This is a genomic window from Streptomyces milbemycinicus (assembly GCF_002154605.1).
In the GTDB taxonomy this organism is placed as follows: Bacteria; Actinomycetota; Actinomycetes; order Streptomycetales; family Streptomycetaceae; genus Streptomyces; species Streptomyces milbemycinicus.
The window spans coordinates 1-26,869 of record NZ_MUNE01000267.1; the positions used below are offsets into that span (position 1 = coordinate 1).

Consider the following 26,869-nt stretch of genomic DNA (forward strand, 5'->3'; position numbering starts at 1 on the left):
CGACGCCGGCGTCGGTGCTGAGCACGGAGTTCGGGACGAGGGAGAAGTCGTCGGCGCCCGGCGGCTTCCACTGGAGGGTGACCTGCTGGTCGCCACCGCGGTCGAAGTGGTCGATGCGCAGCGCGTGGTAGCCGGGTGCGAGGGCGATCTCGCCGTCCTTGGGCTCGGCACCGTGCAGTCCGTCGTGGTCGACGACCTTCTTGTCGCCGATGAGCAGTCGGGAGCCGTCGTCGCTGATCAGGCGGAACGTGTACGTGCCGTCGGTGGGGATGTTGATGTTGCCGATGATCTGCGACACGAAGTTGTCGGTGAACCCGAAGCCCTCGGTTGAGGACCAGTCGACGTTGGGGATCAGCTTGTCGACGTTGGGGGTCTGGGCCGGCTTGAGGTCGCAGAGCTTGCTCAGCGGGGACTGGATATCGAAGACGCGGAGGGTGACGCCAGGTTCCTGGGGCGGCAGGTCCCCGAAGGGCTTTTCGTCCGCTTCGGCGGCCGGTGTCGCGAGACCGCCGGCGAAAAGGGCCGCGAGGAGCAGGCCGGTGATTCTTCGTGGCCTGCGGCGATGGCTACGGAGGCTCGGGTACTTGCGTGGCGTCACTCTTCCTCCTGCTGGGCGCTAGGCGGAGCGACCGACGGCGGACCGCGGTCACGGAGTGGAGCTCATCCACGTACGGGTGGTGCGGCGGAATTCCGCCGTGATGCACGCAGACGTCCGTACGAAAGCGACGCCCAGCGTACGAACAACACCCCGAACCGTCCATACTTTGTCCTCAACAAGTCGAAAGTCCCCGCTCCTGCGGCGGCGTGCCGGGAAGTCGAATCGTGACGATGAGGCCGCCGGTGGGGCGGGGTGTGAGGTCGAGGGTGCCGTCGTGTGCTCGGACGATGCTGTGCACGATGGCCAGCCCGAGGCCGACGCCGGCATGTTCGTCGGTGCGTATGCGTTCTGTTCCGCGTTGGAAGGGTTCGGTGAGGGTCGGTACCAGTTCCGATGGGAGCGGATGGCCCGTGTTCTCGACCCGCAGCACGCTCGCGTCGTGCTGCGGTTCGGTGTGGACCGTTACGGTGCCGCCGGCGGGGAGGTTGTGGACGATGGCGTTCTGGACGAGGTTCGTCACCATCCGCAGTATGAGCGCCGTGGAGCCGATGGTCTGTGTTGTCTCGCCGGTGACGTCGAGCGTGATCTGGCGCTTTTCGGCGAGAGGAAGCAGCGTTTCGGCGGCTTCTTCGGCTATGAGGGAGAGGTCGACGGGCTCGCGGGGGAAGCTCCTGCGGTCGGCGCGGCTGAGCAGCAGGAGGCCCTCGGTGAGGTTGATCGCCCGCGTGTTGACAGTGTGCAGGCGTTCGATGAGTTCGCCCTGGTCCCGCGTGGGGTCGTTGCGGGCTGCGTCGAGGAGTGTCCGGGAGATCGCCAACGGGGTGCGCAGTTCGTGGGAGGCGTTCGCGGCGAACCTCTGCTGCTCGGCGACGTGGGATTCGAGTTGTTCGAGCATGGTGTCGAACACGTCGGCGAGTCCGCGGAATTCGTCCTGGCGGCCCTTCATGCGGATCCGGTGGGACAGTGATCCGTTCGCGGCCATCCGTGCCGCGTATGCGATCCGTGTGAGTGGTGCGAGCATCCGGCCGGCGAGGATCCATCCTCCCAGGAGGCCGAACACGAGGAGGAAGGCCAGTGCCGCGGCCGCGGCGGGGGCAAAGCCGCGCAGGAGGTCGGAGCGTTTGGGCCCGGTGATGATCACGGGGCCGAACGTCTTCTGGAGAGATCTGGGGTCGTCGCCCGGCAGCCAGCGGAGCACGAATACCCACACCACGGCCAGTAGGAGAGCACCGGCGAGGAGGAGGAATCCGGCGTAGCTGATGGTGAGTTTCAGTCGGGCGCTGAGCCCTGGGCGTCTATTCATGAGTGCCGCCGGGGTGGGTGGTGTCCATGCCGGTGTCGATTCGGTAGCCGACGCCGGGCACCGTGGCGATGAGCCATGGTTCGCCGAGTCGTTTGCGCAGGGCGGAGACGGTGATGCGGACGGCGTTGGTGAAGGGGTCGGCGTTGTTGTCCCAGGCCCGCTCCAGTAGCTCTTCGGCGCTGACGACACCGCCTTCGGCGGCGATGAGGACTTCGAGCACGGCGAACTGCTTGCGGGTGAGCGCGACGTAGCGTCCGTCGCGGAAGACCTCCCGGCGGAAGGGGTCCAGCCGCAGGCCCGCGATCTCGCGGACCGGGGGCCGGGCGTGCGCGCGTCTGCGGTCGAGCGCCCGCAGCCGCATGACGAGCTCCCGCAGCTCGAACGGTTTGGTGAGGTAGTCGTCGGCGCCGAGCTCGAACCCGGAAACCTTGTCGTCGATCCGGTCGGCAGCGGTGAGCATGAGGATCGGGATGCCGCTGCCGGAAGCGACGATACGCCGGGCGATCTCGTCGCCGGAGGGGCCGGGGATGTCGCGGTCGAGGACCGCGAGGTCGTAGGAGTGGATACTGAGCAGTTCCAGGGCGGAGTCGCCGTCGCCGGCGATGTCAGCGGCGATCGCCTCCAGCCGCAGACCGTCACGGACGGCTTCGGCCAGGTAGGGCTCGTCCTCCACGATCAGCACGCGCATGTCTGAAGCCTAAGCAGCACAACATATCGCCGACGTATGCAAAGACGTGCGCAAAGACGTGTGCACACCGGGCACGCGGCTCAGCCTGCCGGTGCCGGCCCGGGGCGAGGCTGGTCGGACGGCGCTTCCGCCCTGGTGCGCCACCAGCGGCGCGACGCCAGTGCGGCCAGCACGGCACCGGCGGCGTTGACCAGCACGTCGTCCACGGAGGACACCCGGTCCAGCCACAGCACGTACTGTGCGGTTTCGACCAGGACCGAGCAGCCCGCCCCGAGCGCCAGGATCCGCGGCACGGACGCCGGCGCCGCGAACCGCATCGGGGCGAAGAACCCCAGCGCCGCGAAGATCAGCAGGTTGCCGACGATCCCGCCCGGCCCCATCGTGACCAGGTCCCGCAGCGGCACCAGGCTCACCCGGCGCGGAGCGGTGCCGGCCCCGGCGCCCGGCATCATGGTCAACCACAGGAACGGCACCGTCCCGTGGACCATCCCCACCTCGGCCAGCGACATCCGCCACGCCGATGTGACGCCGGCGGCACGCCGGCGGAGTGCCAGAGCCCACACCACCAGCGCAGCCAACGGCAGCGCGACCAACGTCATGAGCACCACACCGTTGAACGTATCGAAGCAGCCGTGCCACCGACCGGCCATGCACATCGGAGCCGACATCATGAGCGGCCGCCGCACGACGAACACGGCGCTCGCCATGCCGAGGATCGCCAGGCTGACGAGCACGATCCTGCGCGTGCGGCGGGGCGGTGCTGACAGGAATGCGTTGTGGTTCATGCCTCCATGGGAGACGGAAGGCCGTTGTGGTGGCGTATGCGATTTTCGATACGCCCGCGATACACGGACTGCGGTGCGGGATGAGGGCTCCGGTGCCCCGGTAGCCGCCGTCGGCGACGATCAGGCGTCGGCCTGGAGTTGGGCGAGTTCGGCTTCGAGGTGGGCCATGGCCTCGCCGCCGGCCATCAGGTCGGTGATCTCCTCGCGGGTGCGTTCGCCCTTGCGGAAGTCGTCGGCCTTCTGACCGCGAATCAGTACGGCGAAGTGGTCGCCGACCATCATCGCGTGGCGGACGTTGTGGGTGACCAGGATGACCGCGACGCCCTTGGCCCGGGCCTGCATGACGATGCGCAGGACGTGCGCGGCTTCCTTCACTCCGAGGGCGGCGGTGGGCTCGTCGAGGATGAGGACGTTGGCACCGAAGTAGACGGCGCGTGCGATCGCCAGGGCCTGGCGCTCACCGCCCGACAGGCTGCCCACCAGGCGGTTGCCGTCGGTGACGCGGGTGATGCCCAGGGACTGCATCTCCCGCACCGCGATCTCACCGGCCAGCTTCTTGTCGAACAGCTTGAACGGGCCGAAGCCCTTGGTGGGTTCGGAGCCCACGAAGAAGCAGCGGCCGACGCCCATCAGCGGGAAGGTGCCGCCGAACTGGTGCACCGTGGCGATGCCCCGGGTGCTGGCGTCGCGCGGGCTGTCGAACACGGCTTTCTCGCCGCCCACTTCGATGGTGCCGGTGGTGGGCTTGTGGAAGCCAGAGAGGATCTTGATCAGGGTGGACTTGCCGGCGCCGTTGTCGCCCAGCAGGCACAGCACCTTGCCGGCGTCCACCTCCAGGGAGATGTCCTGCAGCGCGTTGGTGCCGAGGAAGGACTTGCCGATGCCGGTGAGGCGGAGCAGGGGGGTGGTCATGGTCAGGCCTTCTTCGCGGAGCGGGGCTTGTAGGACAGGGCGAGGCGGCGGAACGTGTTGTTCATCAGCACCGCGGCGAGGATGAGGATGCCGAGGATGAGGCTGGCCCAGTCGGAGTTCCAACCGGTGTAGTAGATGCCCTGGTTGACGATGGCAAAAGTGAGCGTGCCCAGCACCACACCGAAGACGGAGCCGTAGCCGCCGGTCAACAGCACACCGCCGACGACCACGGCGATGATGGAGTTGAAGACGAAGGACTGGCCGTTGGCGACCTGCGCGCCGTTGTAGAGGATGGTCTGGATCACGCCGACCAGGGCGGCGCCGAAGCCGGAGGCCATGTACAGGGCGATCTTCACCCGGTCGACGGGGATGCCGGTGGCGCGGGCGCTCTCCTTGTCACCGCCGATCGCGAAGATCCAGTTGCCGTACTTCATCAGCTGCAGCACCACCGTGACCACCACCGCCAGGCCCAGCCACCAGAAGATCGCGACCTCGAACTGGCCGGCGATCAACTTCCCGAACAGCGCCTTGGACAGCGGATCGGGATTGATCGCGACACTGGTGGTGCCGGTCGTCACCCGGGACAGGCCCAGGGTCAGGCCGGCCATCCCGGACAGCGTCGCCAGTGTGACCACCAGGGAGGGCACGTTGGTGCGGGTCACCAGGAGCCCGTTCAGCAGCCCGGTCAACAGGCCAAGACCGAGCGCGAGGACGATCCCGACGATCATCGGGGCGCCCCAGTGACCGGAGACGATGGCCAGCGTCATCGAACTGCCCGCCAGCACCGACCCGACGGACACATCCAGCTCACCGGCGATCATCAGCAAGCCGACCGGGATCGCGATGATCCCGAGCTCGGCGGCGATGTTCAGCCAGCTCGCCGCACCCGCCGGGGCCATGAACTGGGTCCCGCCGAAGATGGCGAAGAAGACGAAAACACTGATCGTTCCGATGAGCGCACCGGCCTCGGGACGGTGCCGCAACTGCCCCAGCGGGCTCTCGGAGTGGATCGGCGGAGCGGCGTTGGTCTCATTCTCGGCCGCCGTGTCGGGAGGTGTGGTTGTCATCGGAGTGGTCACCTTCGTGGGTCCGGATGTGGTGCGAGTACGGCTGGGGGCGGGTGCCGGGCCCGGGGAGAGGCCCGGCACCTGAGGATGGGTCAGCGCACGCCTGCCTTGGCACCGGCGATCGCCTTGTCGACGTTGTCCTTGGTGACCAGCAGTGGGCCGGTCAGGATCGGGTTCTGCGGCGGCAACACGCCGTAGGTCAGGTACTGGTTGGCCATCGACACGACGTAGAAGCCCTGCAGATATGGCTGTTGATCGATGGCGAACAGCTGGGTGCCGGCCTTGATCCGGTCGAGCTGGCTCTGCGAGAGGTCGAAGGTGCCGAGCTTCACCTTGGAGCCGGCGTTCGCCTGCTTGATCGCTGCGGCGGCGCTGTCCGCGTCCCCGACACCGATCGTCACCACGGCGTCGATGCTGCTGTCCTTCAGCAGCGCCCCCTTGATCGCCTGGGTGACGGCGGACGGGTTGCCGAAGTTGGAGGAGGGCAGCGGGAGTTGCTTGGCGGAGGACCCCTTGCTGGTGGCGCCGTCCTTGATGCCCTTGCAGCGGGCCTCCTGGTTGGCGGAGCCGGGCACGGTGTTGACGCACAGGATGTTGTCGGCGCCCTCTTCGGCGAACTTGACGCCGCCGGCCTTGCCCGCCTCGTAGTCGTCCGACCCGATGTACTTCACCGCGCCGACCTTGTTGGCCGCGCTGATCCCGCCGGAGTTGTAGATGAACACCGTGATGCCCTTGGCGATGGCCTGCTTGATCGCGGAGTCCTGGTTCTCGGGCACCCAGTCCGGCACGAGGATCGCCGACGGGTTCTGCGATATGGCGGTCTGGGTGAGCTTGGCGGCGTCCGGGCCGAGGTTGTCGTAGTTGGCCGGGCCGAGGTAGGTGACCGACCCGCCGCCGGCCTTCACCAGCTTGGCCGCGTCCTCGACACCCCGCTTGACCGTGGAGAAGAACGGGTCGTCGGACTTGCCGCCGATGACGACGAGGGAGACCTTGCCGCCGCTCTTCGTGCCGGACACCGTTCCGCCGCCGGACGTCGCCGTCGCCTGGCCGGCGCTGTCGCCGCCGGCCTTGCCGCTGGCGCACCCGGTCAGCGCGGTGGCCGCCATGGCGAGCAGGCTCACCGCGGTCAGACCCCTTCTGGAGAGACGGTGGCCGGCCGGCCACCGGGTCAGTGTGCGTTCCATGTGCTGGGGTGCTCCTCCGTGTGCTGCCGGGCGGGTGCGTAAGCGGGTCTGGGCATGTCTCGGGATGTGGTGATGTGCGCGACCCGGGTCGCACGAATGCGCGGGGAAGATCGGCACGATCGGGGAACCGGGTGTTTCGCTCGGTAAGGCGCGGCGGTCTCGGCAATGAGTAGAACGGCCCGTCGCGGGGGTGTCCCGGCACCGATCACGGCAACGCCGGACTCAGTGGTGGATGGCGGCTCCGCGATCTTTTAAATCGCTTTAAGACGTGGCCAGAGCATGCTTGTGTTTCGGAAAGGTGTCAAGACACCGCTCACAAAGTGCATACCGTTCCGTTATCCGGCACAAAAAGCTGCATCTGCCACGCATTTGCCTGTCCGCACGGCAGCACTGCGCGGGCAGCGAGACGCACCACCAGCAGGGCAGAACGGTCCGATGGGATCAGCGCGGCGGCGCCGTCGTTCCGCGGACGACGAGGGAGGGGGCGAGGACGATCTCGCGGGGCACGGCTCGGCCCTGATCGAGCCGTTCGACGGCAGCCAGGACGGCCTGGCGGGCCTGCTCCTCGGCGTTCTGGCTGACCGTGGTCAGATCGAAGCAGGTCAGCCGGGACAGGGTGTCGTCGTCGTAGCCCGCGACGGAGACATCGCCGGGAACGCCGACCCCGGCCCCCCGGAAGGCGGTGAGCACGCCGATGGCGCTCCGGTCGTTGAACGTCACGACGGCGGTCGGCAGATCACCGCCGCCGAGGAGATGCCGGCCGCCTCTGTCTCCGGCCTCCTCGGTGTGATCCCCGTGGAGGATTCTGATCTGCGCGTCGAGACCATGGCGGCGCATGGCGGCGCGGTAGCCGCGGCGACGGTCGGTGGCGATGACGCCCTTGCCGCCGTCGACGTACACGATCGCACGGTGACCCAGGCCTACCAGATGGTCGATTATCTGACCGACTCCGTCATCGTCGGCGCTGCGTACGACATCGAGACCGGCTCCGGTGATCCGGCGACCCACCGAGATGACGGGTGCCTTGCGGTCGAGGTCGGCGAGGACAGAGGCAGGGGCCACCGGCCCGAGGAGGATCAGCGCCTCGCATCGGAAGGACAGGAGCGTCTCGATTGCCGCGTTCTCGTCGCGGGTCCGGGTCTGGGTACTCAGGACGAGGTCGTAGCCGACCTCTTCGGCCGCCGTGTGGAGGTGCTCGACCATCTCGGCATGGAAGGCACTGTGGACGTCGATCATGACGCCGAGCAGCCGGCTACGTTTGCTGGCCAGGGCGCTGGCGGTGCGGTCCGGGCGGTAGCCGAGATCGGCGGCCGCCTTCAGGACCCGCTGCCGGGTGCGCTCACTCGGCCCCGGCACGCCTCGCAGAACCAGTGACACCGACGCCGTGGACAGGCCGACGCGCGCGGCGACGTCCTCCAGCCGGGGACGCGGCTTCGCTCCGCTGGAGCCCACGGGGTCGGCGGAACCGGGCTCGTCCACACGGCCTCCCGTGGATTTGCGGCAGCACCCTTGACATCTGCCTGTGACGCCGCCGATAGTACCAGCACTTAAAGCGCTTTAAGCGAGATCTTGGCTGGCTGAACCCGGGAAAGAACCGGCCCCCATGGCTCTCGGTCCCACATCCCCCTAGTCACGGCGCAGCGGCGCGTCGGAGAGGAACCACCATGAGCACAAGGCCGATCGGGGTAGCAGTCATCGGGGCCGGAATGGCGGGCCGGGCCCACCTCAACGGCTACCGGCAGGCCTCGACCCTGTACGGAGCCGGGCTGCCCGAGGTACGCCTGGTCGCCGTCGCCGACGCCCACGAGCCCTTCGCCCGCGACGCCGCCCGCCGGTACGGCTTCGAGCGGGCCGAAACCGACTGGCGGGCGATCGTCGAGGCGGATGACATCGACGCGGTCAGCGTCGTGGTCGCCAACCACCTGCACCGCGAGATCGTCGAGGCGCTGCTGGCGGCGGGCAAGCACGTGCTGTGCGAGAAGCCCCTCGCACCGTCCGTGGCGGACGCCGAGGCCATGGTGAAGGCCGCCGAAGGTACCGGCTTGGTGGCGGCCACCGGCTTCACCTTCCGCCGCTCGCCCGCGATCAACGCCATTCGGCAGCAGGTGCTGGAGGGCTCGCTCGGGCCGGTCCAGCACTTCAACGGGCACTACTGGTGCGACTACGGGCACAACCCGGACGCACCCATCAGCTGGCGCTACCGGGGCGGACCCGGCTCCGGGGCGCTGTCCGACATCGGCAGCCACCTCATCGATCTCGGCGAATACTTCTGCGGTCCCGTCCAGCGCGTGCAGGGCGCCATCCTGTCCACCCAGGTGCCCGACCGCCCCGTGCCGTTGGGCACCGCGGTCGGGCACTCGGCCGACGTACAGGTGAGCCAGGAACGCGAGCCCGTCGAGAACGAGGACATCGCCACCTTCACCGCGACGTTCGCCTCCGGCGCCGTCGGTACCTTCTCCGTCTCACGCATGGCCCGCGGACTGGCCAACTCCCTTGGGTTCGAGGTGTTCACGAAGGACGGCGCCGCGACCTTCGAACTGTCCCGGCCGGCCGAGTTCACCATCGCCGACGCGGCGGCCGCCGACCCCGTGGACGGCTATCGGCGGGTGGTGGTCGGCCCCGGCCACCCCTACATCGCCGGTGGCCTGCCCATGGACTTCCCCAGCGTCGGCCACGGGCAGCACGAGTTCTTCGTCTGGCAGGCCCGCGCCTTCCTGGAGCAGATCGCCGGCCTGGACCGCCTTCCCCCGTGCCCCACGCTGGCCGACGGGCTGCGCAACCTGCGCGTCATCGACGCGATCGTCGCCTCCGCCGGCACCGGCGGCACGACGGTCACCGTCGTCCGGTGAGCCGGCCCGGCTCGCAGCCGAGTGACGCCGGCTCCCCCGCACCACCCGCGCGACGAGCTCCCGCTCGATGGCGCCTCCCCCACGCCGCCCGCACCCGCGGCCCCGTCCGCACCGTCGAGAAGGACTGAGAAAACACACGATGAAACTGGGCCTCTACAACGCCATCCTGCACGACCGGCCGCTGCCGGAGGCGATCAAAGTCGTCGCCGATCTCGGCCTGACCGGCCTGGAGATCAACACCGGCGGCTTCCTGCCTGCGGTGCACGTACCCACCTTCGACGACATCCTCGTCAGCGACACCGCCCGGGACGACTTCCTCGGCCTCTTCGAGGGCACCGGCGTGGCCATCGCCGGCCTCAACGCCAACGGCAACCCACTGCACCCGAACCCCGCCATCGGCGAGAAGCACGCCGAGGACATCCGCCGCTCCATCCGCCTGGCCGAACGCCTCGGCCAGCACCGCCTCGTGACCATGTCCGGCCTGCCCGGCGGCGAGCTCGGCGCCACCCGCCCGAACTGGGTCGTCAACGCCTGGAACTCCGCGGCCCTGGACGTGCTGGACCACCAGTGGAAAATCGCCGCCGACTTCTGGCGCGAGACCGACCGCCTCGCCCGCGATCACGACATCAAGGTCGCCCTGGAACTGCACCCGCAGAACGTCGTGTTCAACTCCGCCGACGTGCACAAGCTCATCGACCTCACCGGCGCCACCCACGTCGGCGTCGAGCTGGACGCCTCGCACCTGTTCTGGCAGCAGATGGATCCGGTCGCCGTCGTTCGCCACCTCGGCGAGCTCGTCTTCCACGCCGCCGCCAAGGACGTCCGTATCAACCCCGAGCACGCCGCACTCAACGGGGTCCTCGACAACAGCTTCCGGCGCCTGTCGCCCGACGAGCCGCGTACCAACCTCGGCGGCGACGAGTGGGCCAACGAGTGGCCCAAGGAGGCCGCCTGGGACTTCGTCGCCCTCGGCAAGGGCCACGACGTCGCCTACTGGACCGAGTTCCTGCGCGCCCTCCACGAGGTCGACCCGGACATGCTGGTCAACATCGAGCACGAGGACACCGAACTCGGCCCCGTCGAGGGGGTCGCCGTGGCCGCCGAAGTGCTCAAGGCCGCCGACACGGCACTGCGGGAGTCACTGCGGTCGTGATCGACTGGGCCACCCACCCCTGCCAGGGCCAAGTCATCCTCGTCACCGGATTCGGCACCGGCATCGGCCGCGCGACCGCCCGCGCCTTCCTCGAACAGGGAACGACCATCACCAAGGAGCCCTCACCATGAAGATCGCTCTCGACCCCTATATGATCCGCAACACCCCACTCCTCGAACTCCCGGCCGTCGTAGCCGAGTTGGGCTACGAGTGGATCGAGCTGTCACCGCGAGAGGACTTCATCCCCTTCTTCCGTCACCCGCGCGTGGACGACGCGACGGTCCACAGATTCCGCAAGGCGCTGGACACGGCGGGCGTCGGAATCTCCTCAGTGCTGCCGCTGTTCCGCTGGTCCGGGCCGGACGAGGACGCCCGCCAGGCCGCCGTCCGCTACTGGAAGCGCTCGATCCAGATCGCCGCGGACCTCGGCGTGGACAGTATGATCTCGGAGTTCAACGGCCGCCCGGAGAACCCCGACCGCAGCGAGGCCCAGTTCTGGAAGTCCCTGGAGGAACTCCTCCCGCTGTTCGAGCGCGAGGGCATCAAGCTCGCTCTGGAGCCGCACCCCGACGACTTCATCGAGAACGGCTACGACGCGATCAACCTCATCCGTGGCATCAACCACCCGAGCGTCACCTTCCTCTACTGCGCCCCGCACACCTTCCACATCGGCAACGACGCACCCGGCATCATCAAGTACGCGGGCGAACTCCTGACCCACGTCCACCTCGCCGACGCCTTCGACCACACGGCATCCTCGGGCAACCGCTACATCCTCAATCCGCCCGGCACTGAGGCCCGTATCCACCAGCACCTCGACATGGGTGAGGGCGAGGTCGACTTCGACGAACTCTTCCGCGAACTGCACGCGAACGGCTTCGACGGCACCCTGACGGCCTGTGTCTTCGCCTGGGAGGAGCGGGCCGAGGAGTCCTCCGTGTTCATGCGCGAGAAGATCACCGAGCTGCTGGCCGGCCGGGAGTGACCTCGCCGCACAGGCAGCTGCGGGCGCAGGAACCCGGCCACAGAAGCGGCCAGGGTTCGGGGTCACGCCGTACCGTCGTCGGGACGGTCCGGGCGGCCGGTGGTCCGTGCGGCGTCCAGTGCCTGCCGGGCCTCGGCCACCACTTTCGGGTCGGTGACGAAGTGGGTGTCCTGGAGGGCGGAGGCTCCCGCGACTCCGAGAGGTATCCACGCACCGCCGCGCCGGGGCTCGGCCTGGGTCTTGGCGGAGAGGTGCACTGCGGCGACCCCCGCGGCCACCAGGGCAGGGATGTCAGCGGTCCGGACGCCGCCGCCTGCCATGACCTGCACACCAGGAGCCGCGGCGACCATCGCGGCAAGCGTGGTCGCGCCGCCGGCCGCGGTCGCCGCGCCGCCGGAGGTGAGAACCCTGGTGATCCCCAGTGAGGGGAGCAGCGCCGCGGCGGCGACCGGGTCGGCGGACTGGTCGATCGCGCGGTGCAGGGTGACGTCCACGGAGCGCCCGTGGTTCGAGGCCGCGTCATGGGCGGCGTCGGTCAGGCGGGTCACGGCGTCGGTGTCCAGGAGGCCTTCGGCAGTCAGCGCACCGACGACCACACCCGAGGCGCCCGAGGCGACGACCGAGCGTACCTCGGCGACCATCAGGGCGATCTCCTCGGCGTCGTACACGAAGTCACCGGGACGGCACCGCACCAGAGCGTGCACCGGCGACCCGACGGCTGCGACCGCCGCCACCGAGGCCGCCGACGCGGTCAGGCCGCCCAGTTCGAGCCCGGTGCACAGTTCGAGCCGGTCCGCACCGTGGTCGCGGGCGGCACGGGCACCCGCCGGGGAGGTGACCGCGATCTCGAGGGTGGTTCCCGACGTACCGGTGCCGCCCGGAGCGCCGGAGGGCACGCCGGGTCGGTTCTGGTGAGGGGTGTGAGCGCTGCGGCCGGTCACTCGTCGTCCCCGGTGAGCGGCTGGTCGGAGGCCGGGATGATCCGGGCCGTCAGGTCCGGGTCGGCCATGTCGGGGTCGAAGGGGAACATGGGCCGACGGATGCGGTGGTGGCCGAGTCGCACCAGGTCCTGGTCGACACCTCCTGGCGTGAGGGCCATCTTCCACGCTGCGGCCATGTCGAACAACTCCGGCTCCAGGTAGCCGATCTTCACGATGACCACGTCGGCGGAGCGGGGGTCGAGGTCCAGGTCGGAGAAGTCGTGTTCATGATGGTAGGGCTTGCGCAGCCGGGTCAGGATCGCGTACACGCTGCCGACTCGGACCACGACCTCGGTCTCGGCGTCGCGGTCGCCGTGCCGGATCGCGTGTACCACGCCGGTGAGGGTGACGGGACCGGCGTGCCGGTCGTCCACCTCGGCTCCGGCGGTGACGGTGACGGTGGCGCCCACGCCGGCGGCAACCGCGGTGTCAACGGCGGCGGGGCCGGGCACCGAGGCGTACAGAACGGTCGGGCCGTCGTCCTTCTGGAACTCCGGGCGCTCCAGCAGCCTGGTCAGGCCCCAGGTGACGTCGCCGGCGCCGCCCGCGGTGGGGTTGTCGCCGGTGTCGCTGATGAAGTACGGCCGGTGCTGCGAGCGGAGGGCCTCATCGAGGAGGTCGTCGAAGGTACCGGTCGGGGCGACGAAGCCGAAGTCGTGACGGGCCTCCCAGAAGCCGCGGGCGAGGCGTTCGGCGCCTGACGACACGGCGTTCCGGTCGGGGCCGGTGACGACGACGGCTGCGCGGTTGCGTGGTTCGTCGGCCCAGGCGTAGCCGACCCATATCGCCGCGTCGGTCACCCCGTCCATGGCCTCGACCTCGTCGACCGCCGCGTACACGCTCCTGGCGGGCTCGATGCGGGTGGAGGTCTGCTCTCCGGCCAGCAGCACCGGGACCGGTACCCATGCCTTCACCGGTCGGGGGGCGCCGGAGGCGAGCAGGTCGACCAGGTTGCGCACGGCGCGCTCCTTGGTCTCCATGTGGTCCTCATGCGGGGCCATCCGGTAGCAGGTGATGAGGTCGCTGCGGTGGGCGAGCTCGCGGGAGACGTTGCCGTGCAGATCCATCGAGGTGGAGACGGTCACGTCGGGGCCGACGGTGGCACGGATGCGTTCCAGCAGGACGGCCTCGGCGTCCTCGACGCCCTCCACGGTCATCGCGCCGTGGATGTCGTACCAGAGACCGTCGAGCCGGGGCAGTGCGGCGAGGCGGTCGATGAGTTCGCCGGTGAGTGCGGACCAGGCTGCGGCGGTGACCATGCCGCCGGGCAGCGACTTGCCCACCAGGGCGCCGTGCCAGTCGGCGGCCTCGCGCAGTTCCTCGCCGAGCGCGAGGAAGGGGTAGCGGTCGAATACGTCGGCGCCCCGCAGGGGTTGGAACGCTGGGGCCTCGGTGCGGGCCGGGGAGAAGGTGGACGACTCGATGCCGAGCCCGGCGATGGCGATGACCGGGCGGGCGGCGGTGCGGGATTCCGACATGGCTCCTCGTGCGGGTTGTGGTGCGTCAGGGGGTGCGGTGCGCGGCGGGGCCGAAGTGCTCGACACCGAGCTCGGTGCCGCCGACGCTGCGCAGGGCGTGCGCCATGGCGCGCTGCAGGGCGAACTGTCCGGCCCCGACAACTCCGGCGTCGACGCCGAGGCTGGCCCGCTCGATCGTGAGGTGCTCGGTGACCAGCGGGTGGCAGCTGTCGTAGAGCTGGCTGCGGACCGCGGCGACGAAGGGTTCCAGAGTGGAGAGGATGCCGCCGAGGTAGACGGCGTCCGGGTTGAAGAAGTTGACGTTGGCGGCGAGCACCTGTCCGAGATGTTCTCCGGCTCGGCGGACCGCGCGGGTGGCCTCGGGGTCGGCGTCGGCGGCGAGGCCTACGACGTCCTCGAGGCTGCTGACGTCGGCGCCGCGCTCGCGCAGGATGCGCACCAGGGCGGCGCCGGAAGCCACGGTCTCCAGACAGCCCGTCTTGCCGCAGGAGCAGGGGATGTCGGCGGCGCCGTCGATCCGGATGTGGGTGATGTCGCCGGCGGCGCCGGTAGCGCCCCGGTAGAGGCGACCGTCGACGATGACGCCGGCGCCGATCGCCGAGCCGATCTTCACCATGATCGACTGTCGATGTTCGGCGGGCCGGACGGTGTGCTCGCCCATCGCCATGCAGTTGGCGTCGTTGTCCACCGCGGTCGGGACGCCGAAGCGTTCCTCCAGCCAGGTGGCGACCGGGAAGCGGTTCCACCCCGGCATCCGCGACGGCAGCATGGCGGCTCCGGATCGGATGTCGACAGGGCCCGGCAGGGACAGGCCGACACCGCACATCCGGTCGCGTCCGTGTTCCTCGGCCAGGGCCTCCAGGGTTTCGGCGAGCCGTGGCAGGGCCTGCTCGGGGCCGTCGGCGATGACGAACGGAACAGTGGAGACCTTTTCGAGTCGGCCGCCGGGCAGCGCCACACCGATCCGGGCATGCCGGCCGCCGAGGTCGGCGGCGACGGCGAACTCGTCGGTGCCGCCGAGCCGCAGGACCTTGCGGGGGCGCCCGCCGGTGGACGACTGGGTGCCTTCCTCGGCGATCAGCCCGCGCTCGACCAGCTGCCCCACGGTGAGGGAGATGGTCGAGGGGGCGGCACCGAGCAGGCCGGCGAGTTCGGCGCGTGACGAGGCCTGGCCCGAGGCCACGAGTTCCAGGACGCGGGCGGCGAGGGAGGAACCCCCCTTCGCCGGCTGACGGTTCCGCGCACTTATTTCAGTCATGTACGAAGTAACTTCCGCAACGGTGGGTGTGACGAAGACAGTACGCCCGCACAACGCGTACGTGAACCGCTTCCCGGATGACATTGCCTTGACCAGCAGCGTGACAAAACCGGTCAAAGATGGTGTTTTCGCTACCTGAACAAGGCTTCGGGGAGTTCTGCCAAGCTCGCAGAAACTTACTTTTTACTAATTCTTGTTTGTTTAATCGGCACGTGAGACGTTGACTGTCGTCGCAGCGCCGATCCCCGCGGCGCCCGCCCCAGGCCCAACGGGGCACACACGGGTCCTTTCACTCCGAGGAGAGTCATGTTCCTTGCTCATACGGCGACCGGCCGCCGCTGGGCCCTCGTCGCGGGTGCCGCCATCACGTCCGGCGCGCTGCTCACCGGCTGTTCCGGGGGCGGTACCTCGTCGTCCGGCGGACACTCGACCGACACCATCAACTACGCGCTCCCGGCCAACTTCACGCCGAACTGGATCCTCCCGGTCGGCACGGCCTCGCACCTCAACACCAACAACTCCTCCATATCCCAGTCCCTCTGGGAGCCGCTGATCGCCTATGACGGCTCCACCGGCGAGGTCGGCTGGAACAAGAACAACTCCCTCGCCACCGCGGCGGACTTCGCCAAGGACAGCAAGAGCGTCACGATCACCCTCGGCAACCGGCACTGGAGTGACGGCAAGCCGATCACCTCGCGCGACGTCGAGTTCTGGTTCAACCTGGTCAAGGCCAACAAGGCCGACTGGGCAAACTACAGTCCGGGCAAGGCGCCGGACAACTGGACCTCGCTGAAGATCGTCGACGACACTCACTTCACCATCACGTTCGACAAGGCGTACAACAAGCAGTGGATGCTTGCCAACGAGTTGAGCATGATCCGCCCGATGCCGCAGCACGTCTGGGACAAGACCGGCGACTCCGATGCCGTCTCCGACCTGGACCGCACCGCCGCCGGCGCCAAGAAGGTCTGGACGTACCTCAACAAGGCCGCCAAGAACATCTCCGGGTACGCCACCGACCCGCTGTGGAAGACCGTCAGCGGTCCCTACACCCTCAAGTCCTTCTCCACCGCGGGCAGGGTCGAACTGACCGCCAACGCCAAGTACGACGGCGGCGGCAAGGCCAACATCAAGAACGTCAACCTCCTGCCGTTCACCACGACCGACGCCGAGGCGAACGCGCTGCGGGCGGGCACAGTCGACTACGGCTACATCAACGCCACGGACCTCAGCCAGGAGGCGTCCTTCAAGTCGCGGGGCTACACGGTCAAACCGTGGGCGGGCTGGGCGATCACCTACATGCCCTACAACTTCAACAACCCGGCCATGGGCGCCGTCTTCAAGCAGCTCTACGCCCGCCAGGCGATCCAGATGTCGGTCGACCAGACCAGTCTGTCGAAGGTGATCTTCAACGGCACCGCGGTCCCCACCTACGGTCCGATCCCCCAGGGGCAGGCCTCCGACTTCGTCTCTCCGGAGCAGAAGAACAACCCGTACCCGTTCGACACCGCCAAGGCGAAGCGGCTGCTGACCTCGCACGGCTGGAGCGAGCAGAACGGCACCATGGTGTGCACCGACGCGGGCAGCGGCGACGACCAGTGCGGCTCGGGCGTCGCCAAGGGCACCAAGTTCGAGATGCGGGTGCTGTCCCAGTCCGGTTCGACCGTGACCGACAACATGATGAGCGCGCTGCAGTCCTCCTTCTCGAAGACCGGCATCAAGTTCACCATCAAGACCGCCCCCGTCAACTCCGTGCTCTCGCAGTCCGGTCAGTGCACCTCCGGTGACCCGGGTTGCAAGTGGCAGCTGTCCTTCTTCGGCACCGCGGGCAGCTGGTACTTCCCGGCGTACCCGAGCGGCGACGCACTCTTCCAGACCGGCGGCGGTTCCAACTTCGGCAACTACTCCAACCCGGCGGTGGACAAGCTGATCACGCAGACCACGACCTCCGAGTCGCCCGCCGCCGTCCAGGAGTACAGCGCCACGCTGGCCAAGGACCTGCCGGTGATCTGGCTGCCGGAGCCCGACTACCAGGTCTCCGTGGTCAAGAACGGGCTGGGCGGTTTCGCCCAGGACTCGCTCGCCAACTTCCACCCCGCCATGTGGAAGTGGACGAACAAGTGAGCCCGGCCGGTGACCCAGCGCATTCCTGAGCCGAAGCGACCGGAAAACACATGAGCACTCCTTCGTACCTGATCAGACGCGTCCTCCAGGCCGTCGCGGTGATCGTGATCGTGACGATCGTGGTCTTCGGTCTGCTGCACGCCCTGCCCGGGGGTCCCGCCCGCGGCATCCTCGGCCCGCAGGCCACGGCGCAGCAGATCGCCCGGTTCAACCACGAACAGGGCCTCGACCAGCCCCTGCCCGTGCAGTACCTGCACTACCTGAACCAGTTGCTGCACGGCGACCTCGGCACCTCGTACACCCTGAATGCGCCGGTCTCCCGGCTCATCGGGGAGCGGCTGCCGAAGACCCTGGTCCTGACCGTCCTGTCGATGGTCATCGGCCTTCTCCTGGCGATCCCGCTGGGTATGTGGCAGGCCGTGCGCCGCAACAGGCCGGTGGACTATGTCATCACCACGCTGAGCTTCATCGCCTACTCCACGCCGGTGTACTTCCTCGGGTTGATCCTGATTCTGGTGTTCAGCCAGGTGCTGCCGTGGTTCCCGTCTCAGGCTCCGCAGGGGGACTCGCTCGCCCAGGTGTTCTCCGACCCGCAGGCCCTGGTACTGCCGGTGGCCGCCGGCGCCGCCTCCATGGTCGCGGTGTTCAGCCGCTACATGCGCGCCGCCACCTTGGAGAATCTCTCCGAGGACTACGTCAGGACGGCGCGGGCCGGGGGTTCCCGCTCCCGCGCCATCCTGCGGCGGCACGTCTTCCGTAACTCCCTGACCCCCGTGATCGCCATGCTCGGCTACTACCTGCCGGTGCTCTTCGGCGGTGCGCTGGTGGTGGAGCAGCTCTTCAACTACCCCGGCATGGGACTGCTGTTCTGGTCCGCCGCGCAGGCCTCCGACTACCCGGTCCTGCTGGGCTGCGTGCTGGTCATCTCCGCCGCCACCGTGGTCGGCACGCTGCTCGCCGACGTCGTCCAGCGGATCATCGATCCCCGAGTGAAGGCAGGCCGGGCATGAGCACCGTCATCCAGCCGGCCAAGACGCCCGGCACCGCGGGCACCCCCCGTGAGACCTCCGGCACCCGGCTCGCCGTGCGGCGCTTCCTGCGCAACCGGCTCGCCGTCGCCGGGCTCGGCGTCGTGATGTTCTTCGTCCTGTTCTGCTTCGTGGGCCCGCTGGTGTACCACACGGACCAGACCCACACAGCCCTCCAGCAGGTCAACCTCTCGCCGAGCGGCGCACACTGGCTCGGCACCGACGCCGTCGGCCACGACGAGCTGGGTCGGCTGATGTACGGCGGCAAGGTGTCGCTGACCGTCGGTCTCGCCGCAGGCGTCCTGGCCACCGTCGTCGGCACCCTGTGGGGCGCGGCCGCGGGCTATGCCGGCGGCTGGATCGACGCGGTGATGATGCGGATCGTGGACGCGGGCATCGCCATCCCCGCCCTCTTCATCCTGCTGGTGGTCTCCGCCATCACCACCCCCGGCCTGCCCGGCCTGATCCTCATCCTCGGACTGGTGTCATGGCTGGTGCCGTCCCGGCTCATCCGGGCCGAGACCCTGACTTTGAAGAATCGCGACTACGTACTGACCCTGCGGGCCATCGGGGGAACGCACGCCCGCGCGATCCTGCGACACATCCTGCCCAACTCCGTGTCGACCATCATCGTTGCCACGACCTTCCAGATCGCCGACGCCATCCTCCTCGTAGCCTACGTCTCCTACCTGGGCCTGGGCGTGCAGCCGCCGACCACCGACTGGGGCGGCATGCTCTCCGCGGGACTCACCGCCGCCTACTCCGGCTATTGGTGGCTCATCCTGCCGCCCGGCCTGGCCATCATCCTGGTGGTGTGGGCGTTCAACGCGATAGGGGACGGGCTCCGTGACGCATTCGACGTGAGGGGACGCGGATGACCGCCACCCAGGCCTCCGACGCCCCGGCGGCCGAGCCGATTCTCGAACTCGACGACCTCGGTGTCGTCTTCACCACCGAGTCCGCGGAGGTTCCCGCCGTACGGGGGGTGTCCCTGCACGTCCGTCCCGGTGAGACCCTCGCTCTGGTCGGCGAGTCGGGCTCCGGCAAGTCCACCGTCGCGCTGGCCGCGATGGGGCTGCTGGCCGGAAACGCCCGTGCCACGGGCCGGGCCGTGATCGACGGCACCGACATCGTCGGCGCCGACGAGGCAGGGCTCGCCGCGCTGCGCGGCCGGACCGTCTCCATGGTGTTCCAGGAGCCGGCCACCGCGCTCGACCCGCTCACCCGGATCGGCAAGCAGATCGCCGAGGTGATCCGCAACCACAACGACGTCTCCGCCAAGGACGCCGCCGCTCGCGCCGTCGGACTGCTGCGCAGGGTCGGCATCCCCGAGCCGGAGAAACGCGCGGCCGCCTACCCCTTCCAGCTCTCCGGGGGCCAGCGCCAGCGGGTGGTCATCGCCATGGCCATCGCAAACGACCCGGCCCTCCTGATCGCCGATGAGCCGACCACCGCGCTGGACGTCACCGTGCAGGCCGAGATCCTCGACCTGCTGCGCAGGCTCGCCGCCGAGACCGGCACCGGCGTCCTGCTCGTCACCCACAACATGGGTGTGGTCGCCGACTTCGCGGACCGGGTCGCCGTGATGTACCAGGGCCGGATCGTGGAGACCGGCCCGGTCGAGGACGTACTGCTGCGCCCGTCCCACGACTACACCCGGCGGCTGCTGGCCGCCGTGCCCCGGCTGTCGGTCGCGGAGTCCGACGAACGCCCGACGGCCGGCGAGGTCCGCCCGGACGACGGGTCCGGCAGCGGCGACGCCACCGCGCCGGTCGTCGAACTCCGCGACATCTCGGTGGTGTTCGGTCGCGGAAAGCGCTCGGTGCACGCCCTGGACGGTATCTCGCTCGTCGTCAGCCCCGGCGAGACCCTGGGCCTGGTGGGCGAGTCGGGCTCCGGCAAGTCCACCGCGGCCCGGGTCGCACTCGGCCTGATCCCGCCGACGTCCGGCGCCGTGTCGCTGTTCGGTGCCGACCTGGCCCGTACCCGTTCCCGTGCCCGCCGGAGGCTGCGGTCCGGCATAGGCGTGGTCCTCCAGGACCCGGTCGCCTCGCTCGACGCCAGGATGACGGTCGGCGAGTGCGTCGCCGAGCCGCTGCGGGTGCATCGCCGTGAACTGTCCGCCCGGGACCAGCGCAGCAGGGTTGAAGCAGTGCTCGACCGGGTCCGGCTGCCCCGCGACATCGTCCGGCGCGCCCCCGGCGAGCTGTCCGGCGGTCAGCGCCAGCGGGTCAGTCTGGCCCGCGCGCTGGTGCTCGAGCCCCGGCTGCTGGTCGCCGACGAGCCCACCAGCGCGCTCGACGTGAGCGTGCAGGAGTCCGTACTGAAGGTCATCACGGAACTGCAGGACGAGCTGGGCTTCGCCTGCCTGTTCGTCTCCCACGACCTCGCCGTCGTCCAGCACTTCGCCCGCCGGGTCGCCGTCATGCGGGCCGGGCGGATCGAGGAGCAGGGCCCCACCGGTGAGACGCTGCTGCACCCGGAAACCGACTACACCCGGCGGCTGCTGGCCGCCGTGCCGGTCCCCGACCCGGTGGTCCAACGCGGCCGCAGGGCCGAACGCCTGGCCACCTTGGCGGCCGGACGCATGGAGGCCGAGGCGTGAGCGACCGTCCATTGTTCGCCGGCGTGGACATCGGCGGGACCACGACCCAGGTGGTGCTGTGCGACGACGACCTCACGGTGCTCGACCGGGCCGGAACGACCACTCCGGCGGCCTCCGGCGGGCAGGCCATGATCGACGCCGCGCTCGGTGTACTGGCACCGCTGTTGCGGCGTACGCCCGGCCGACTGATCGGCGCCGGCGTCGGCGCGGCCGGGGTGGTGGACACCGCCGTGGGCCGCATCCTGGTGGCCAGCGACTCGTTCAGCGGCTGGTCAGGCTTCCCCGTCACCGCCGCCGTGGAGGACGCCCTGGGCGTTCCCGCGTTCCTCGACAACGACGTCAACGCGTTCCTGCGCGGGGAGGTATCGGGCGGCGCGGTACGAGGTGAGCCCGATGTTCTCGGCATTGCGCTGGGCACGGGCGTGGGCGGCGCACTCTGGGCGGGCGGCCGGCTCTTCGCCGGCCCGCACGGCGCGGCCGGCGAGATCGGGCACATCCCCGGGTTCGGCGACTTGCCCTGTACCTGCGGGGGGCGTGGCCACCTGGAGACCTTGGCCTCCGGCCGTTCCATCGGGGCCCGATTCGCCGACCGCACCGGCCGCCGGCTCACCGCGCGAGAGGTCGCTGACGCGGCCGCGTACGGCGACGAGGACGCCCTGGAGGTGTACCGCGCCGCCGGCGCCGGGCTCGCGCGGGCGGTCGTCATGACGGCCGGCCTGGTGGACATCACCACGGTGGTGATCGGTGGCGGCGTCAGCCGTGCCTGGCACCTCCTCGAGCCCGTCGTACGGGCCGAGCTCGCCGAGGAGCCCCCGGTCAGTAGTCACCCGGTCCGCCTGGTCCGTGCCCGACTCGGCGCCGATGCCGTACCCGTGGGCGCCGCCGCCCGCGCCCGCCTGGAGACGACCGGGGCTTATCGGGGGGTCAGCACACAGAACTCGTGACCGTCGGGGTCGGCCATCACCACCCAGTCGACGTCCCCTTGGCCGATGTCGATGCGCGTCGCCCCGAGGGAGACGAGCCGGTCGACCTCCGCCTGCTGGTCACTGCCGGCCGGTGGAGCGAGGTCGAAGTGCAGCCGTTCCTTCCCCGTCTTCGGCATCAGGGGTGGTCCACCCCACGTTACCTTCGGACCGCCGTGCGGTGAGCGGATCGCGGTCTCCTGGTCCTGGTCCCAGACCAATGGCCAGCCCAGCGCTCGGCTCCAGAAGTACCCGGCCTCCTGCGAACCATCGCCCGCCAGCGCTCCGATGAATCCGCACTCGGCGAGGAAGCTGTTGCCCGGCTCGATGACACAGAACTCATTGCCCTCCGGGTCGGCGAGCACCACATGCCCCTCCTCCGGGCGTTGACCGATGTCGATGTGCCGGGCGCCGAGTTCGAGCGCCCTCTCCACCACCTGCTTCTGGTCATCGAGGGACGTGCTCGTCAGATCGAAGTGCATGTGGTTCTGGCCTGTCTTCCGCTCCTGGGTCGGGAGGAAGCGGAGCCGGAACCCGGTGTCATCGATGGGCAGCAGCGTGATGCCGTCGGAGGAGTCCTCGGACCTCTCCCAGCCGAGAAAGTCCGCCCAGAAGCGCGCGAGACGGAGCGGGTCGTGCGCATCGAAGCAGAGCGCGTGCAGGTGAGAAGGCATCCGTAGGTCTCCCGGTAGGGACAGGCGGGTCGTACTGGAGCCTGCCCAGCCGGTGCCAGCCGGTCAACTGATTAAGCGTGCGCCCTGCTCGAGCCTGGGCCGGGGCGCGTTCTACACGGAGATCGTGAGCACCCCCGTGAGTTCGCCTACAGCGGTGCTGATCACGGTGAGAACGCAGCCCGCCATCATCGCGACGGGCACCACCAACCGCCTTCGCAGCGCGCGGATCTGAGAGCCGTTGGTGAGCAAGGCGAGCCGGAGCGCCTTCTCCTCGCTCGAATGCCTGGCCTGCAGCTCTCGGAGAAACGCCACCATATGGGCTGTGGTCTCGGCGTCCCGGCACGCCTCTGTGTCTGCGCGCAGTTCGTGGACCAGTGGGATGAGGCGTGCGGCGCGCCGTACGCTCAAGATTCCCCATGTGACCGTGGCGACGAAGCCGGCGGCGACGACCCCCGCATTCGCTGTCAACGATGAGACCGTCGCCGCATCGACGAACACGAGGAACTGCCCGATGCCCGGACAAACGGCGAGAAGACGCCGCATGCCCGGGTCCCCGTGCCGCACATGGGAGATTTCGTGCAGCAGCCGGACTGTGGCCTTCGGTTCCCGACGAAGTTGGGGCCGCCAGTGCGAAGGGATGATCACGATGTTGTCGGGATCCCGCAGATTCAACCGGATCTGCCGAGAGCCATGCCTCCAGGCGAAAGGGAGCATGGCCACCAGAGCACAGGCGATGAACACCATGAACACCGGGGTGTCGGTGAATTCGGAGATGTCGTTCTGGAACACCGCTGCGGCAATCCCCAAGACAGCGCCCGCGACGTACAGCAGGTTGTATCGGGGCACGCTCCAATCGGCCAGCCGCCCCAGCCGCCCCGGTGTCGGGCGGGGAATGTGACGTGCCCGCAGGTTCGCCCTCTGGTCCCATACGCTCACGGCCCGCAGACGGTCGGGATCCAGCCCCGCAGAGACGAATGCCGCCCGCACCCGTTCCCACGCCGAGTCGGACCAGTCCACGAGGCGGTATTTCATCCCGCCGTGGCGATGGTCGTACGAACGCCTGGCCCAGACCTGCATCACCATGATCAGCACCACCGCGAAGGGCAGACAGCCGGCCGCGAGACCATACAAGAGAATGGCGATGGGGTTGGAGACCGGGTCGCCTCCTGCCTGACCGATGGTTACGACGACCAGGGGAAACAGCGCGAAGGGCGCGAGAATCACCGCCCACAGCGCACGGTGAGCGCGGCTCAGCGAGTGCAGTTGCCGCGACCGGCGCGAGGCGAACGACGCGCCCGCGACGGCGCGATCGTCTACCGTCTCCACGTCTGCTACGCCGGGTCGACGGGTTGGCCCTCGGCTCGCGCCCATGCCTCCAGCTGGGACCGCACGATGAGGCGCAGCGTCTCCTCGTCGAGCTCTGCCGGCACGGCCATCTGACGCGTGACGGCGTCGGCGACGTCGTCCGGGGATGCCTGCCCCGGCTCGTTCCCGCGGAACAGCTTCACCACGAAGGTCACCGCTTCCCGGATACCGCGCTCGATGGCCATGTCGGTCGCCACGGACACCACCTTGACCGCGATCTGGCCGAGCAGAGTCAGTCCGATCCCGAGGAAGACATGGGTGTCGGCGATGCCCGCATCGGCGTCATCGGCCAGCGCCGAATCCTCCCCCGGGATACGGCCGCTCTCCCGCATGTCCTCAGCGAACTCCGAGAAGAGATCCTCTCGGTCCTCCGGAGCCACCACTGCGGCCGACGCGTCGACCATGGCGAGAATCCGCTCGACGTCAACGTCCCTTGCCCCTTGCACGGTTCCCCCTCGCCGCACACTTCCCGTGCGCATCAGGCGCCTTGGCGCCTCATAAATGGTATTTCAGAGCATATCGTCGTGATCTTGACTCCTTGGGGGGATTCCCCACATTACCCGAACACACAGGTCAGCCAGCAGCAGTGGCCGCTCTCCCGCCAGGCCCAAAGGTCACACGCGCACCGCCCACACTGTGCCGCCGCCGTCGAGGAACACGATCGCGTCGCCGCTCGCGGCAGGCTCGCTCATGGCCGTGCTGTCGAACTGGCCCGTCCAGAGCGTGCGGCCGTGCTCCACTCCGACGATCCGCACGCTGGTCCAGCGCTGGAACACTCGTGCCTGCTCTGTCCCGGAGAGCAGGGCGTATTTGCCGGTGGTCTGCACTCTCTGAGTATCGGCGTGCCACCGTTTTGTGCCGTCGGCGGCGGCCACGCACACCGGTCCCGATCCCGTGGGCAGGACGAACCCGCCCGCCACGCTGGTCGTCGCCTGTTCCTTCAGGCCAACCTCTTGGTACGTACTGCCGTAGGTCCAGATCTGCTCGCCGGTGAGTCCGTTCAGTGCGGTCGGTTTCCGGCGGGGCCCCGCGGCCAGCGGAAGGAACACCGTGGTGCCCGACACCAGCTCGTCGAGCGGCTGGAAGGCCCCGGTGGTGAGGGTGTCCGGTTCGGTCTTCTGGAACGGGCTCCGCCACATCACCTCACCTGTGTCCGCCTTGCGGCAGACGAGGTCGACGGGGACTGTCCTGCCGTCCTCGTAGCAGAGCAGGCCCTCACCCAGGGGCTGCGCCAGGTCGCCCTGCGGCTGGAAGCCGGAGCGTGTCCACAGCTTCTTGCCCGTCTTGCCGAGTACGGCGGTTCCGCCGCTGCAGAGGATCAGGTCGCCGGCCAGGATCCATGTGGCGTCGTAGGGGGAGGATACGTCGGTCGCCCATCGCTGGTTGCCGGTGCGCGGATCGATTCCGATCACGTGACCGTCCTCTCCGGTGATCAGCAGGCCGCTGGGCCGGTGCACTTCCAGCCCCATGGCGCTGTTGGAGACCGAATGCTGCCACCGGCGCTCGCCGGTGGCAGCGTCGAAGGCGCGCACCTGTCCGCCTTTGTTGTCGGAGTACCGGGTCAGGGCGAGTAGCGTGCCGCCGACGACCGTGAAGCGTGTTTCCCGCGACCAGGCCGCGTTGAAGGACGTCTTCCACAGACGCTTACCGGTGGCAAGGTCGAAGGTGTGGAGCGCGGCGGTCTCCTTGTAGTAGTGACCGGCGGCCACATGACACCGGCCGTCGGCCAGGACGACGTCCGGACCGTCGGAGTTGATCAGGTCGACGTCTGCGATCTTCTGCGACCAGGCGACCGGGTCCCGCTTGGGGTCGCCGGTCAGGTACATCGCCGCCGCCCCTCCGGCGACCGCGACCGCGGCGACGCCCGCGCCCCCCAGGAGCAGGCTGCGTCGGCTCATGCCTGTTCCACCGAACGGCCCGACAGGCGCCTGAACCGTAGATGCCGCCGCGAGATCGCCGGACACGGAGGCAGCCGAAGGCGGTGAGCTCGACCGGTGCTCCTGGTCGGCGACGTGCTCCTGGTCGGCGACGGTGGGGGTGTAGCGAACCGCGGGTGCGGCCTGCCGCACACCATCGAAGCGTCGCAGCTCGTCGGCGAGCACGGCGGCCGATTCGTATCGCTCGCGCGGGTCCTTGGCCAGCAGCCGACCGACCAGGCGGTCCCACGGAGCGGAGACGCCGGGCACAAGGCTGCTCGGCGCGGGGGGCGGATCGTGAAGGTGCGCCGTGACATAGCCGAGGGTGTCCGGGGCGTCGAACGGCAGCCGCCCGGTGAGCAGTTCGAACAGCACACACCCGAGGGAGTACAGGTCGCTGCGCTGCTCGGGGCGCCCGCGTGCCTGCTCCGGTGCCATGTACGCGGCCGTGCCCACCATGAACCCGGTGTGGGTCAGCCGGTCACCGGTAGCCGAGGCGTCGGCGGCGCGGGCGATCCCGAAGTCGAGCACCTTCAGGCTGCCCGAGGCCGCGACGAACAGATTCGCGGGCTTGATGTCGCGGTGGAGGATGCCGGCGGCATGCGCCGCACCCAGCGCGTCGCACACCTGCGCCCCCCAGCGCGCCACCTCTTCCTCGCTGACAGGTCCGCGCCGGACAACGGCGTCCAGGCCCTCGCCCCGGAGCAGTTCCATCACGAGGAACGGCGTCGTGCCCTGGTCGGTGGTTGCCTCACCGAGGTCGTGGACGGTCACGATATGGGGATGCTGAAGCGCGGCGGTGATCCGCGCCTCCCGCAGAAACCGGGCACGCGCCTCGTCGGCCCGACTACCGCCACCCGCAAGGATCGAGATCACCTTGACCGCGACCGGCCGCCGGAGACTGGCGTCCCGCGCCTCCCACACCTCCCCCATCCCGCCGCTCCCCAGCGGGCGC

24 protein-coding genes are annotated in these 26,869 nt (G+C 69.2%); 9 read left to right on the forward strand and 15 right to left on the reverse strand.

Annotated features, from left to right (window positions below):
* The 8 genes from CCN51_RS21695 to CCN51_RS21730 form a co-directional block, all read right to left on the reverse strand.
* Window positions 1–598, reverse strand: a 598-nt coding sequence (locus CCN51_RS21695; protein ID WP_245881665.1) for a PA14 domain-containing protein, incomplete at its 3' end; no start/stop codon positions are given.
* Between the two features lie 172 nt (window positions 599–770).
* Window positions 771–1,901, reverse strand: a complete 1,131-nt coding sequence (locus CCN51_RS21700) for a sensor histidine kinase (protein WP_043488264.1) — start codon at window positions 1,899–1,901, stop codon at window positions 771–773.
* The gene (locus CCN51_RS21705) at window positions 1,894–2,589 is read right to left on the reverse strand and encodes a response regulator transcription factor (RefSeq protein ID WP_014182085.1); all 696 of its coding nucleotides are present in this window, start codon (window positions 2,587–2,589) and stop codon (window positions 1,894–1,896) included. The genes CCN51_RS21700 and CCN51_RS21705 overlap by 8 nt, the downstream gene beginning before the upstream one ends.
* Window positions 2,590–2,669: 80 nt before the next feature.
* Window positions 2,670–3,374 (reverse strand): VanZ family protein, encoded by a 705-nt coding sequence (locus tag CCN51_RS21710; RefSeq protein WP_014182086.1) that lies wholly within the window; start codon window positions 3,372–3,374, stop codon window positions 2,670–2,672.
* 120 nt (window positions 3,375–3,494) lie between these two features.
* Window positions 3,495–4,286 carry an ATP-binding cassette domain-containing protein gene (locus CCN51_RS21715; protein ID WP_014182087.1) on the reverse strand — a complete coding sequence of 264 codons (792 nt, stop codon included), beginning with the start codon at window positions 4,284–4,286 and terminating at the stop codon, window positions 3,495–3,497.
* A 2-nt stretch (window positions 4,287–4,288) separates the two neighbouring features.
* Window positions 4,289–5,353 (reverse strand): ABC transporter permease, encoded by a 1,065-nt coding sequence (locus tag CCN51_RS21720; RefSeq protein ID WP_014182088.1) that lies wholly within the window; start codon window positions 5,351–5,353, stop codon window positions 4,289–4,291.
* A 92-nt stretch (window positions 5,354–5,445) separates the two neighbouring features.
* Entirely contained in the window at window positions 5,446–6,537 is a 1,092-nt protein-coding gene (locus tag CCN51_RS21725; RefSeq protein WP_014182089.1) for a sugar ABC transporter substrate-binding protein, read from the reverse strand.
* 441 nt (window positions 6,538–6,978) lie between these two features.
* A complete protein-coding gene (locus tag CCN51_RS21730; protein ID WP_014182090.1) occupies window positions 6,979–8,016 on the reverse strand; it encodes a LacI family DNA-binding transcriptional regulator in 1,038 nt (345 codons plus the stop codon).
* A 185-nt stretch (window positions 8,017–8,201) separates the two neighbouring features.
* On the opposite strand from CCN51_RS21730, the gene CCN51_RS21735 reads away from it, so the two are divergent.
* The 4 genes from CCN51_RS21735 (at window position 8,202) to CCN51_RS21745 (ending at window position 11,524) form a co-directional block, all read left to right on the forward strand.
* Window positions 8,202–9,386, forward strand: a complete 1,185-nt coding sequence (locus tag CCN51_RS21735; protein ID WP_043488267.1) for a Gfo/Idh/MocA family protein — start codon at window positions 8,202–8,204, stop codon at window positions 9,384–9,386.
* A 139-nt stretch (window positions 9,387–9,525) separates the two neighbouring features.
* Complete coding sequence (locus tag CCN51_RS21740; protein WP_014182092.1) at window positions 9,526–10,539, forward strand: sugar phosphate isomerase/epimerase family protein; 1,014 nt, start codon at window positions 9,526–9,528, stop codon at window positions 10,537–10,539.
* Entirely contained in the window at window positions 10,536–10,670 is a 135-nt protein-coding gene (locus CCN51_RS59280; protein ID WP_014182093.1) for a hypothetical protein, read from the forward strand. Before CCN51_RS21740 ends, CCN51_RS59280 begins: the two co-directional genes overlap by 4 nt.
* On the forward strand, window positions 10,667–11,524 hold the full coding sequence (locus tag CCN51_RS21745; protein ID WP_014182094.1) for a sugar phosphate isomerase/epimerase family protein: 858 nt from the start codon (window positions 10,667–10,669) through the stop codon (window positions 11,522–11,524). Before CCN51_RS59280 ends, CCN51_RS21745 begins: the two co-directional genes overlap by 4 nt.
* Before the next feature lie 62 nt (window positions 11,525–11,586).
* Here CCN51_RS21745 and CCN51_RS21750 read toward each other — a convergent pair whose 3' ends face one another.
* From CCN51_RS21750 to CCN51_RS21760, 3 genes are read right to left on the reverse strand one after another with little or no spacing between them, the layout of a single operon-like run.
* Window positions 11,587–12,420 (reverse strand): copper homeostasis protein CutC, encoded by an 834-nt coding sequence (locus tag CCN51_RS21750; RefSeq protein WP_014182095.1) that lies wholly within the window; start codon window positions 12,418–12,420, stop codon window positions 11,587–11,589.
* Between the two features lie 41 nt (window positions 12,421–12,461).
* A complete protein-coding gene (locus CCN51_RS21755; RefSeq protein ID WP_014182096.1) occupies window positions 12,462–13,982 on the reverse strand; it encodes a M81 family metallopeptidase in 1,521 nt (506 codons plus the stop codon).
* 25 nt (window positions 13,983–14,007) lie between these two features.
* Window positions 14,008–15,240, reverse strand: coding sequence for an ROK family transcriptional regulator (locus tag CCN51_RS21760; protein WP_055414074.1), 1,233 nt, complete (start codon window positions 15,238–15,240; stop codon window positions 14,008–14,010).
* Window positions 15,241–15,546: 306 nt separating this feature from the next.
* On the opposite strand from CCN51_RS21760, the gene CCN51_RS21765 reads away from it, so the two are divergent.
* From CCN51_RS21765 to CCN51_RS21785, 5 genes are read left to right on the forward strand one after another with little or no spacing between them, the layout of a single operon-like run.
* Window positions 15,547–17,364: a peptide ABC transporter substrate-binding protein gene (locus CCN51_RS21765; RefSeq protein ID WP_014182098.1), complete on the forward strand. Its 1,818-nt coding sequence runs from the start codon at window positions 15,547–15,549 to the stop codon at window positions 17,362–17,364.
* Between the two features lie 50 nt (window positions 17,365–17,414).
* Window positions 17,415–18,374, forward strand: coding sequence for an ABC transporter permease (locus CCN51_RS21770; RefSeq protein ID WP_014182099.1), 960 nt, complete (start codon window positions 17,415–17,417; stop codon window positions 18,372–18,374).
* Complete coding sequence (locus tag CCN51_RS21775; RefSeq protein WP_014182100.1) at window positions 18,371–19,270, forward strand: ABC transporter permease; 900 nt, start codon at window positions 18,371–18,373, stop codon at window positions 19,268–19,270. The genes CCN51_RS21770 and CCN51_RS21775 overlap by 4 nt, the downstream gene beginning before the upstream one ends.
* Window positions 19,267–20,997 (forward strand): dipeptide ABC transporter ATP-binding protein, encoded by a 1,731-nt coding sequence (locus CCN51_RS21780; protein WP_014182101.1) that lies wholly within the window; start codon window positions 19,267–19,269, stop codon window positions 20,995–20,997. Before CCN51_RS21775 ends, CCN51_RS21780 begins: the two co-directional genes overlap by 4 nt.
* The gene (locus tag CCN51_RS21785) at window positions 20,994–21,941 is read left to right on the forward strand and encodes an ROK family protein (protein ID WP_238545547.1); all 948 of its coding nucleotides are present in this window, start codon (window positions 20,994–20,996) and stop codon (window positions 21,939–21,941) included. Before CCN51_RS21780 ends, CCN51_RS21785 begins: the two co-directional genes overlap by 4 nt.
* On the opposite strand, the gene CCN51_RS21790 is transcribed toward CCN51_RS21785, so the two are convergent.
* The 4 genes from CCN51_RS21790 to CCN51_RS21805 form a co-directional block, all read right to left on the reverse strand.
* Window positions 21,911–22,633 (reverse strand): VOC family protein, encoded by a 723-nt coding sequence (locus CCN51_RS21790; RefSeq protein WP_014182103.1) that lies wholly within the window; start codon window positions 22,631–22,633, stop codon window positions 21,911–21,913. The two genes, CCN51_RS21785 and CCN51_RS21790, sit on opposite strands and share 31 nt — an antisense overlap.
* A 111-nt stretch (window positions 22,634–22,744) precedes the next feature.
* Entirely contained in the window at window positions 22,745–23,959 is a 1,215-nt protein-coding gene (locus CCN51_RS21795) for a M48 family metalloprotease (protein ID WP_014182104.1), read from the reverse strand.
* A 5-nt stretch (window positions 23,960–23,964) separates the two neighbouring features.
* The gene (locus CCN51_RS21800) at window positions 23,965–24,444 is read right to left on the reverse strand and encodes a hypothetical protein (protein ID WP_143675869.1); all 480 of its coding nucleotides are present in this window, start codon (window positions 24,442–24,444) and stop codon (window positions 23,965–23,967) included.
* A gap of 168 nt (window positions 24,445–24,612) precedes the next feature.
* On the reverse strand, window positions 24,613–26,869 hold a 2,257-nt coding region (locus tag CCN51_RS21805), incomplete at its 5' end, for a protein kinase domain-containing protein (protein ID WP_143675870.1).

Coding starts and splice junctions, on each gene's coding strand:
- CCN51_RS21775 (WP_014182100.1), top strand. CDS start 18,371: ATGAGCACCGTCATCCAGCCGGCCAAGACGCCCGGCACCGCGGGCACC.
- CCN51_RS21780 (WP_014182101.1), top strand. CDS start 19,267: ATGACCGCCACCCAGGCCTCCGACGCCCCGGCGGCCGAGCCGATTCTC.
- CCN51_RS21765 (WP_014182098.1), top strand. CDS start 15,547: ATGTTCCTTGCTCATACGGCGACCGGCCGCCGCTGGGCCCTCGTCGCG.
- CCN51_RS21725 (WP_014182089.1), bottom strand. CDS start 6,537: ATGGAACGCACACTGACCCGGTGGCCGGCCGGCCACCGTCTCTCCAGA.
- CCN51_RS21740 (WP_014182092.1), top strand. CDS start 9,526: ATGAAACTGGGCCTCTACAACGCCATCCTGCACGACCGGCCGCTGCCG.
- CCN51_RS21700 (WP_043488264.1), bottom strand. CDS start 1,901: ATGAATAGACGCCCAGGGCTCAGCGCCCGACTGAAACTCACCATCAGC.
- CCN51_RS21710 (WP_014182086.1), bottom strand. CDS start 3,374: ATGAACCACAACGCATTCCTGTCAGCACCGCCCCGCCGCACGCGCAGG.
- CCN51_RS21790 (WP_014182103.1), bottom strand. CDS start 22,633: ATGCCTTCTCACCTGCACGCGCTCTGCTTCGATGCGCACGACCCGCTC.
- CCN51_RS21715 (WP_014182087.1), bottom strand. CDS start 4,286: ATGACCACCCCCCTGCTCCGCCTCACCGGCATCGGCAAGTCCTTCCTC.
- CCN51_RS21705 (WP_014182085.1), bottom strand. CDS start 2,589: ATGCGCGTGCTGATCGTGGAGGACGAGCCCTACCTGGCCGAAGCCGTC.
- CCN51_RS21770 (WP_014182099.1), top strand. CDS start 17,415: ATGAGCACTCCTTCGTACCTGATCAGACGCGTCCTCCAGGCCGTCGCG.
- CCN51_RS21735 (WP_043488267.1), top strand. CDS start 8,202: ATGAGCACAAGGCCGATCGGGGTAGCAGTCATCGGGGCCGGAATGGCG.
- CCN51_RS21755 (WP_014182096.1), bottom strand. CDS start 13,982: ATGTCGGAATCCCGCACCGCCGCCCGCCCGGTCATCGCCATCGCCGGG.
- CCN51_RS21760 (WP_055414074.1), bottom strand. CDS start 15,240: ATGACTGAAATAAGTGCGCGGAACCGTCAGCCGGCGAAGGGGGGTTCC.
- CCN51_RS21745 (WP_014182094.1), top strand. CDS start 10,667: ATGAAGATCGCTCTCGACCCCTATATGATCCGCAACACCCCACTCCTC.
- CCN51_RS21720 (WP_014182088.1), bottom strand. CDS start 5,353: ATGACAACCACACCTCCCGACACGGCGGCCGAGAATGAGACCAACGCC.